7 protein-coding genes are annotated in these 7,993 nt (G+C 38.9%); 4 read left to right on the top strand and 3 right to left on the bottom strand.

The features are described from left to right. The 3 genes from ACO1O5_RS10345 to proC form a co-directional block, all read left to right on the top strand. Positions 1 to 1,410 (top strand): PKD domain-containing protein (locus tag ACO1O5_RS10345; RefSeq protein WP_486269916.1); only part of this gene is annotated, 1,410 nt, incomplete at its 5' end. Between the two features lie 9 nt (positions 1,411 to 1,419). Continuing rightward, a complete protein-coding gene (locus tag ACO1O5_RS10340) occupies positions 1,420 to 2,448 on the top strand; it encodes a PorP/SprF family type IX secretion system membrane protein (RefSeq protein ID WP_486269914.1) in 1,029 nt (342 codons plus the stop codon). Positions 2,449 to 2,634: 186 nt separating this feature from the next. Continuing rightward, the gene (gene proC, locus ACO1O5_RS10335; RefSeq protein ID WP_486269912.1) at positions 2,635 to 3,429 is read left to right on the top strand and encodes a pyrroline-5-carboxylate reductase; all 795 of its coding nucleotides are present in this window, start codon (positions 2,635 to 2,637) and stop codon (positions 3,427 to 3,429) included. A 25-nt stretch (positions 3,430 to 3,454) separates the two neighbouring features. Here proC and ACO1O5_RS10330 read toward each other — a convergent pair whose 3' ends face one another. Beyond that, on the bottom strand, positions 3,455 to 4,135 hold the full coding sequence (locus ACO1O5_RS10330) for a hypothetical protein (RefSeq protein ID WP_486269910.1): 681 nt from the start codon (positions 4,133 to 4,135) through the stop codon (positions 3,455 to 3,457). Between the two features lie 220 nt (positions 4,136 to 4,355). On the opposite strand from ACO1O5_RS10330, the gene ACO1O5_RS10325 reads away from it, so the two are divergent. Next, positions 4,356 to 4,973, top strand: coding sequence for a hypothetical protein (locus ACO1O5_RS10325; RefSeq protein ID WP_486269908.1), 618 nt, complete (start codon positions 4,356 to 4,358; stop codon positions 4,971 to 4,973). A 33-nt stretch (positions 4,974 to 5,006) separates the two neighbouring features. On the opposite strand, the gene ACO1O5_RS10320 is transcribed toward ACO1O5_RS10325, so the two are convergent. Beyond that, the gene (locus ACO1O5_RS10320; RefSeq protein WP_486269906.1) at positions 5,007 to 7,607 is read right to left on the bottom strand and encodes a PKD domain-containing protein; all 2,601 of its coding nucleotides are present in this window, start codon (positions 7,605 to 7,607) and stop codon (positions 5,007 to 5,009) included. A gap of 82 nt (positions 7,608 to 7,689) precedes the next feature. Then, a partial coding sequence (locus tag ACO1O5_RS10315; RefSeq protein WP_486269904.1) for an alpha/beta fold hydrolase occupies positions 7,690 to 7,993 on the bottom strand: 304 nt, incomplete at its 5' end.

Raw genomic sequence — 7,993 nt, 5'->3', positions numbered from 1 at the left:
GTTTCTTTTCCGGGTACGTTTGGCGTATGGTCAAGAACTGATAATGCCAATGCTGGCGGTAGGTGTAATCTAGGCATGCTAAAAATTGAAATGAATTTTGCTGGTGTTCAGGCTGGCGTGAGGGCATCTATTGACGGAGTTCCATATGATACGATCGGTTGTGTTCCATTGAGGGTGGATTTTACTGATACGCTTAATAAAGGAAAACTTTATTACTGGAGTTTCGGCGATGGGTCAGGTGATACGACTTTGGTTCCTGCTGCTTCTCATGTTTATAATGCAACAGGTAAATATCTTGTGCGACTTATTGCCGTGGACAGTACAACCTGTAACATTTTTGATACGTCTTACACCAACATAAAAGCGGGAGATAACAAATTACTTTTAGATTTTTTACCTTCTAAACAACCACCTTGTACCAATCTTACTTATAGCTTTACAAATACTTCTGTGCCTACGAGAGGATCGTTTAGCCCTAATACATTTACATGGGATTTTGGAGATAATACTGCACCGGTAACAGCAAGCCAGTCGCCTCCGGTACTGCACACTTATGCCGGTCCGGGCACTTATGTTGTTAAGTTATCAATTGATGATTCAGCATTTTGTAATTCGCCCGACGACACGGTTAAGACCGTACGACTATCTCCCCAGGTTAAAGCTCAATTTGAAACGCCTGCGAGAGGTTGTGTTCCTTACACGGCTGCGTTTACTAATAACTCGTTAGGAGGCCTTTCGTTTATTTGGGATTTTGGAGACGGAACAAATTCTACTGCCGATAATCCATCACACTTGTATAATAATGTGGGAACTTATTTGGTGAAATTAAGAGCATTCGACTCTACATCGTGCAACAAAATCGATTCGGCTACATTTACTATAACTGTAAGTCCTATACCAGTTGCCTCGTTTACCTACGATCCAAATCCACCGCAGGAAAACACTTATACTAACTTTACTAACGCATCCATCGGCGCTACAAAATATACATGGAATTTTGGTGATGGCGATACCTCAGCAGAAGTAAATCCCCGACACATTTTTCCTGCAACCGCTACCTATAACGTGTGCCTCAATGCAGCTAACGACGCCGGATGCAGCGATGATACATGCATAAATGTGCGCTCACTAATAAGGCCCCTGGTAGATGTGCCTAATGCTTTTACGCCCGGACGATTTGGTGTTAATGGCCGCATAAGTGTTGCAGGATTTGGAATTTCTGAAATGCACTGGAGCATTTATAATCGGTGGGGACAAAAGGTTTTTGAAAGCAATAGCATCAAGAGCTCGTGGGATGGAACTTTTAAAGGAAAAATTCAGCCGCTAGACGTTTATGCTTATACGTTAGATGTTGTTTTTTCTGATGGAACAAAGTACCGGAAAACAGGAGATATTACTTTATTGCGATAATGTTAATTAATGAAAGATCTTTTTAAAATATTATTAATCATGGCCGGCTCTACCGGCTTCATGCAACAGGGAACTGTCGCACAGGATCTTCATTTTTCACAGTTCTTCAACAACCCACTATTAACTAACCCTGCAAATACGGGTTTCATACCGGATGCCGATTATAGATTAGGGGCTTCTTATAGGAACCAATATTCCAATATTATGGCGCAGCCATATAAAACCATGAGCATATTTGGAGATGCACAAGTGTTCAGAAATAAGATTGAAACAGGTTGGCTTGGCTTGGGTGGCGTTATTTTAAGAGATGTTGCCGGAACGGGAAGCCTTACGTCAACAAAGGCTTATGCATCTATCGCTTACCACCAGGAGCTAGGGCTTAGTAGTTTGCTAACGGCCGGTTTTAATGTTGGCTGGGCAAATAAGCGAATTGACCAGAGTAAGCTCACTTATCCTGACCAATTTGACGGTAAATTTTTTGATGGTAGCCAGCCGACATCAGTAGTACTTACTAACAATAACATTAGCTATTTTGATATGCAGGTGGGCATGAATTACGCCTATTTTCCAACAGAAGATATTTATATAAATGCTGGTTATTCCATTCAACATGTAAACCAGCCAAAAGAAACATTTTTTGAAGACGCTACAGCTGATCAAATATCAATGCGACACATAGCATTTCTCAATGGATTGTTTAAAGTAACCGACCAGGTAATTATTAATCCAAACATATATTATACAACGCAGGCCAGGGCAAGTGAATTAGTTCTTGGAATGAATGCTGCTTATAATCTATCCGAACATGGAGAAAAACAAATCATAGCAGGGCTATATTACCGTTACCAGGACGCTATAATTCCCATGCTTGGTCTTGAAGTTAATAATATTCGCTTTACTTTTAGTTATGATGTTACCACTTCCTCTCTTAAAAATTTTAATCATTCATTTGGTGCAACCGAATTTAATGTATTAAAAAAAGGTTTTTACAATGATTTCAATGGTGATAGAAACCAGGCACTTTGTCCCACTTTTTAATTTAGCATTGCTGTTTTCAGGTAAAGCTTTCGGTCTATCTTTCGATTACGCTTCCCCAGAGAAATGCCTGATCTGTAAACAAAAGTTTACACTTTTAAAATATGATGTTATTTTGTGGACTTAACAATTTTTGGTTTTCATTTAAGTTGAAGTTTTCATTCAATTCCAAAATAATATAATTCTGGTATGAACAAAAAAATAGCCATAATCGGTGGAGGAAATTTAGGCACCGCAATAGCGGAAGGTTTATTAAAAAGCAAATTCTGCAAATCGTCTGATATTACTATTACTAAAAGAAAGGTTGCTACCCTGGAGGCTTTAAAGAAGATGGGTGTGAATGTAACTGACGATAATGCTGAAGCGGTTCGTAAAAGTGAGCTGGTAATTCTTGCAGTAAAACCATACCAGGTTAATGATGTAATAAATAGTTTTAAAAAAGAGCTATTAACTAAACACATTTTGGTTTCAGTGGTTACAGGCGTCCTTATTTCAGAAATAAGTGCAATTGTTGAAATGAAGCTTCCTCTTTTTCGTGTAATGCCTAATACCGCTATAGCTATCCAGGAAAGTATGACTTGCTTTAGTTTTGCAAATGCTACTTCCGCACAAATTAATGTAGTGAAGAATTTATTTTCAACATTGGGCAAAGTAGTAATGATCGATGAAAAATTAATGGAAGCAGCTACTGTATTAGGTGCATGCGGAACTGCGTATGCCATGCGATACATCAGGGCCAACATACAGGGCGGCATCGAAATTGGCTTTGATGCCGCCACTGCCAGTCTTATTGCAGCACAAACAGTAAAAGGCGCTGCGGAATTGTTATTGCAAAAAGGTTCGCATCCTGAACAGGAGATAGATAAAGTTACCACCCCTAAAGGTTGTACCATTGCAGGTTTAAACGAAATGGAACACCAGGGCTTTAGTTCGTCTCTAATTAAAGGAATTGCAGTGAGCTATAATAAAATTGCAAAGAACTGATTGAACGTTTTAAATATGTGTTTCTTTAAATGTAAATAAATCCATTGCTTTCAAGTGCAAATCCGAAAACTGCCGTGGCCGAATTTTTGGATTCGCGTTCTTCTTTCATTTTTTGTAATTCTTTTTGCAATTGTTCGCGAGTTTTATCGGTTTCCATTTTCACTTTATTCATTTCTTCTTTTAATTTATTCATATCAACTTCCTTCAGTTTTTGAATCGATTCACGAAACTCTTTGCTGTTTAGTTGTTTCTTGAGTTGCTCCATACTTTTCTCAATTTCCTTCCTCATTTTCTCATAGTCAACTTTTCGCATAGAGCTATCAATGTTTTTGTTGATTGAATTCCAGTCTATTTTTTTTAATGAAGCATCTATATCTTTTTGCATTTTTTCAAAATCAATTTTTTTCAACGACTGCTGTATTTCCATTTGAATTTTTTGAACGTCAATTTGTTTCAGAGCTACCTGTACATCACTCATAATTTTATTAAAGTCAATTGAGGCAATTGCTTTATTCGCTTCTTCCAGCGCTTTTTGAACGTCAATGTTTATCTTTAGTTGCGAATCAGGAACCGTATCCCTGGGAATTACCGCATTCTCGTGAGATGCCTCTGAAAAAGGGTTGCGAAATGCCATAGCTGTAAAAATTAACGCAACCATACATAGTGTTCCAATAAAAGGAAATGCTGACTGAATGATAGTTTTCATGATTTTATTTTTTAATTACGAATGATCTCGTAGTCAAATATACGATTGATTTCGTATTTTGTTACATTTTGAAAAATATTTTTTAAAGTTTTTCTAAATCTTCATTCGAATAATTGTAAATGACCTTTTATAGCGAATTTTATGAAATTGATTTTGAATAAGATATTTTATCCGCTGAACGGCTTCCAAAAGGGCATAAATTTTACTTAAATTTTTGATAATGAAAAATTTGTTGGCATTACTACTCGTGTTTACATCATGTTATTCTTATGCACAATCCGATGAAAATAAAAAAAATGAAAAGCAGGGAGGGTTTCAAAAAGATCGGTTATTTACCGGGGGTAGTGCTACAGCTGGCTTTTCAAGTTATTCGACTATACTGGGAATAACACCGCAATTTGGTTATAGCCTGACCAATTGGGCTGATGCCGGAATTACTTTTAATCTTAATTATGCATCCCAGCGAGATTACCAGGATTATGGAGACAAACTGAGGCAAACGGTTTATGGTCCCGGCGCATTTGTGAGATTATTTCCAGTGAATTTTTTATTTGCATCTGCACAATATGAATTTAATATGATTCATTTAAAATATATTCCCACGGCTAACGGAAACTATTCGCCTGCGAAAGACAATGTGAGCGCCAGTAGCCTTTTATTAGGTGCCGGCTATGCAGGCGGCCGGTATCGAGGCAGTAATACTTACTATTTCTTTTCAGTTTCATGGGACGTCCTTGGTGATAAGAATTCGCCTTACATTGATGGGCTTGGCAGAAGCAGCCCGGTTATTCGTGCCGGTTATAACATTGGTTTGTTCCAGGGAAGAAGAAGGTATTGAAAATAGTTATTGTTAAATAGGGTGCAGGTGTTTCTACCTTATTAGGGTTACGCTTCCTTTTTGAAATATAAGCTTGTCTTGGTAATCTATTCCTTCAACAATCCAAACGTATACGTCGCCATCCTGTGGTTTACCTTTAAAAGTGCCGTCCCATCCTTTGTTTTGAATTGAAGTTGAGAATATTAATTGTCCATCCCTGTTAAATACCTTGAAATACTTTAAAGATTTCATGCCAATTGGTATGGGCCGGAAAACGTCATTTATGCCATCACCGTTAGGTGTAAATGCATTGGGCACAAATAATCCCGGATCAACTTTATAAACTGTTACGCTGATCGTATCAGTTGCTGAACATCCGGCAGCGCTTTGTACTTTCAAAACATATTCCTGGCTTTCTGATAATATAGCAACAGGGTTAGCAATATCGGGATTGTTTAACCCAGTAGATGGACTCCATGTAAAAGTTTCGGCGCCTGTGCCGTTCAGCTGCAATGGCTGGTTTACGACAATATTAGTATCACGTGGTCCTGCATCCGCAACTATCTTTTCAACCTCCACAAGAACTGAACTAAATGCGGGCTTCGGGCAGCCTAATACATCTGTTACTGCCACTGTATATTTTATTGATTGAGGCGGAGCTGCAATAGGATCAGCGATAGCAGGATCGCTCAGGAAAGCAGTTGGAGACCAGAGATACGATGCGCCACCTGACGCATGCAATTGAAAACTGGCCGGAAAACAAATGGTCGTATCCGATCCTGCATTAGCATTCGGATATGGAACAACCCTTACAGTAACATCGCCTGAGGCATTACATTTGCCTATGCTTGCTACTACATGATAGGTACTATTAGATAAAGGTGCTGCTGATGGATACTTTAAGGTATTATCATTAAATGCGGTGACGGGCGTCCACAAATAATGTAGCCCGTTGCTTACAGGATTTAATCTCACTGAATCTGTCTGGCAGATGGTAGAATCATTTCCGGCATTTAAAGTGACCCTATCAACTACCGTTACAACTACAGGTTTTGTTGCAAAACATCCGGGAGCTTCAGTTAGTGTGGCCGTGTATGTTGTTGTTACCTTCGGGCTCACTAACGGATTAAAGCTATTCTGGTTATTGATATTATAATTGGGTGTCCATAATATGCTACCCGTTCCGGTCGCCTTCAATTGTAAAGTGTCAATTGAACATATTAATGTATCGTTCGTTACATCAAAAATAGGCTTGTCAATTATTGCAAGCGTATCGGTAATAGATTTCGTACATCCCTTACTGTTAGAAACTATTAATTGCACAGGATAACTACCTATTGCGTTGTATGTATAGCTCGGATTTTTTAAAATCGAAGTATCATTGGTTACAGAGGGGTTGCCAAAATCCCAGCGCCACGCACTTACCACTCCGTACTTTGATTTAGTAGTGTCAGTAAATTGAATAACCGTATTCACGCAACTGCCGGTAATTTTAAATCCGGGAAAAAATCCGGGGTATACTTTGCGGATTTGTGTTGCAGAATCAGAACATTGTTGGCCCCTGTTAATAACCAATTTATACACATAGGTTCCGGTATCAGAATATACATGTGTGGGTGTTTGCAGCGTAGAAGTATCCGCAACGCCGCTGGCCGGATCACCAAATTCCCAATAAAATGTTTGATTTTGCGGAGAAGTGTTATTGTTTGAAAAATTTACAGAGAATCCATCGCAACTAACAGGTTGGGGATCGAGTTCAACGCCGGCAAAGTCGCAATCGGTAACATTCACAATGAAATCCTTTCTATGTTCTGCGACAAAAATTCCATTTTTGTAAGACCTAACGGCCACGCATACCACATATCTTCCAACATCCGGAGCTATGCCGCTTATTATTCCGGTTTGCGGATCTATGGTGGCTTTACTTCCCAGGGGATCGTCAAAATTATATCCATTAATATATTGCACTGAACTATAGGCAGGTGGGTTAGGGTTTACATTTCTTGAATCTAAAATTCCGCCACTGTTGTAGGCCGGTGCGAAAGAGTATACCAAAGAATCGCCATTGGCATCAGTGGCATTATATTGTAATATAAAATGCTTTTGCCTGCAAATAGCATCTACACTTGTAGTAAATTGAGGTGAACTGTCTGGTACGGGAGGGATTGAACAACTATATGTTGATCCAGTGCCACCGCCGGAACCGGAATTATTAAAAACATTTTCTAACGGATGAACGCGACAGCAGGTTTGATACGCTGCGGTATAACCGCTTGTATTATTGGGTAAAGCAACGGAAAAAGTAAACGTGGCAACATGATAATTGAGTAAAGGCGGGTTGGAAATGCAGGGTGGAAACGGATTTACCGGTACCTCACTTTCAGCGGCTTTCACTACATCGTAGTATTGGTTTGGTCCCGGGTATTCGGCATTGGTTCCATTATCATAAATACCTATCCAAACATCGTCTGGCATCAGGGCACAACTTGTACAATTTTGATCGCGGAAAAGCTTTAAGGTTATTGTGTAATTGCTGGTATTGGGACTTGAACCCGGGCCAACATATTGATAACTCATTTCGCCACCCACTATATGCGAAGCCAGGCACGGTAAAACCATGAAAGACGTCAAACATATGAGTAGGATTTTTTTCATTAAGAAGTAACGCAATTTATGATATTAAATTACACAAAAAAGTTGGGTAGAGTTAATTAATTTATTCGGGCAGACCTGATTGTTAATCAATTACCTGCTTTATGAATTCCAGCAAAAATACATTTGCTTCTTTCTTTTCTTCCCACATACCCATATGCCCGGAATTTTGTAAAATCTTTACGTATGAGATTGAAGGTAAGTGGCACTGATCCAATGACGCCTTAAGTGGAACCGCATTATCATTTTTTCCGATAACAAACAGAATCGGTTTCTTAAATGTTTTTAAAACTTTCGTTCGGTCGGGTCTCTCAATCATAGCCTTATAGTATTGTATCAACGCTTCCGAAGAAAAATACTTTGAGAAGTTAATTAAATCGTCGACTAAT

It is taken from the genome of Ginsengibacter sp., assembly GCF_057362405.1.
The sequence above is the reverse complement of the archived record's forward strand: the minus strand, read 5'-3'. Positions and strand labels throughout refer to the sequence as shown.

Bases quoted from the DNA above. Each gene is read 5' to 3' on its own strand.
- ACO1O5_RS10340 (WP_486269914.1), top strand. From the start codon at position 1,420: ATGAAAGATCTTTTTAAAATATTATTAATCATGGCCGGCTCTACCGGC.
- ACO1O5_RS10330 (WP_486269910.1), bottom strand. From the start codon at position 4,135: ATGAAAACTATCATTCAGTCAGCATTTCCTTTTATTGGAACACTATGT.
- ACO1O5_RS10325 (WP_486269908.1), top strand. From the start codon at position 4,356: ATGAAAAATTTGTTGGCATTACTACTCGTGTTTACATCATGTTATTCT.
- ACO1O5_RS10320 (WP_486269906.1), bottom strand. From the start codon at position 7,607: ATGAAAAAAATCCTACTCATATGTTTGACGTCTTTCATGGTTTTACCG.
- proC (WP_486269912.1), top strand. From the start codon at position 2,635: ATGAACAAAAAAATAGCCATAATCGGTGGAGGAAATTTAGGCACCGCA.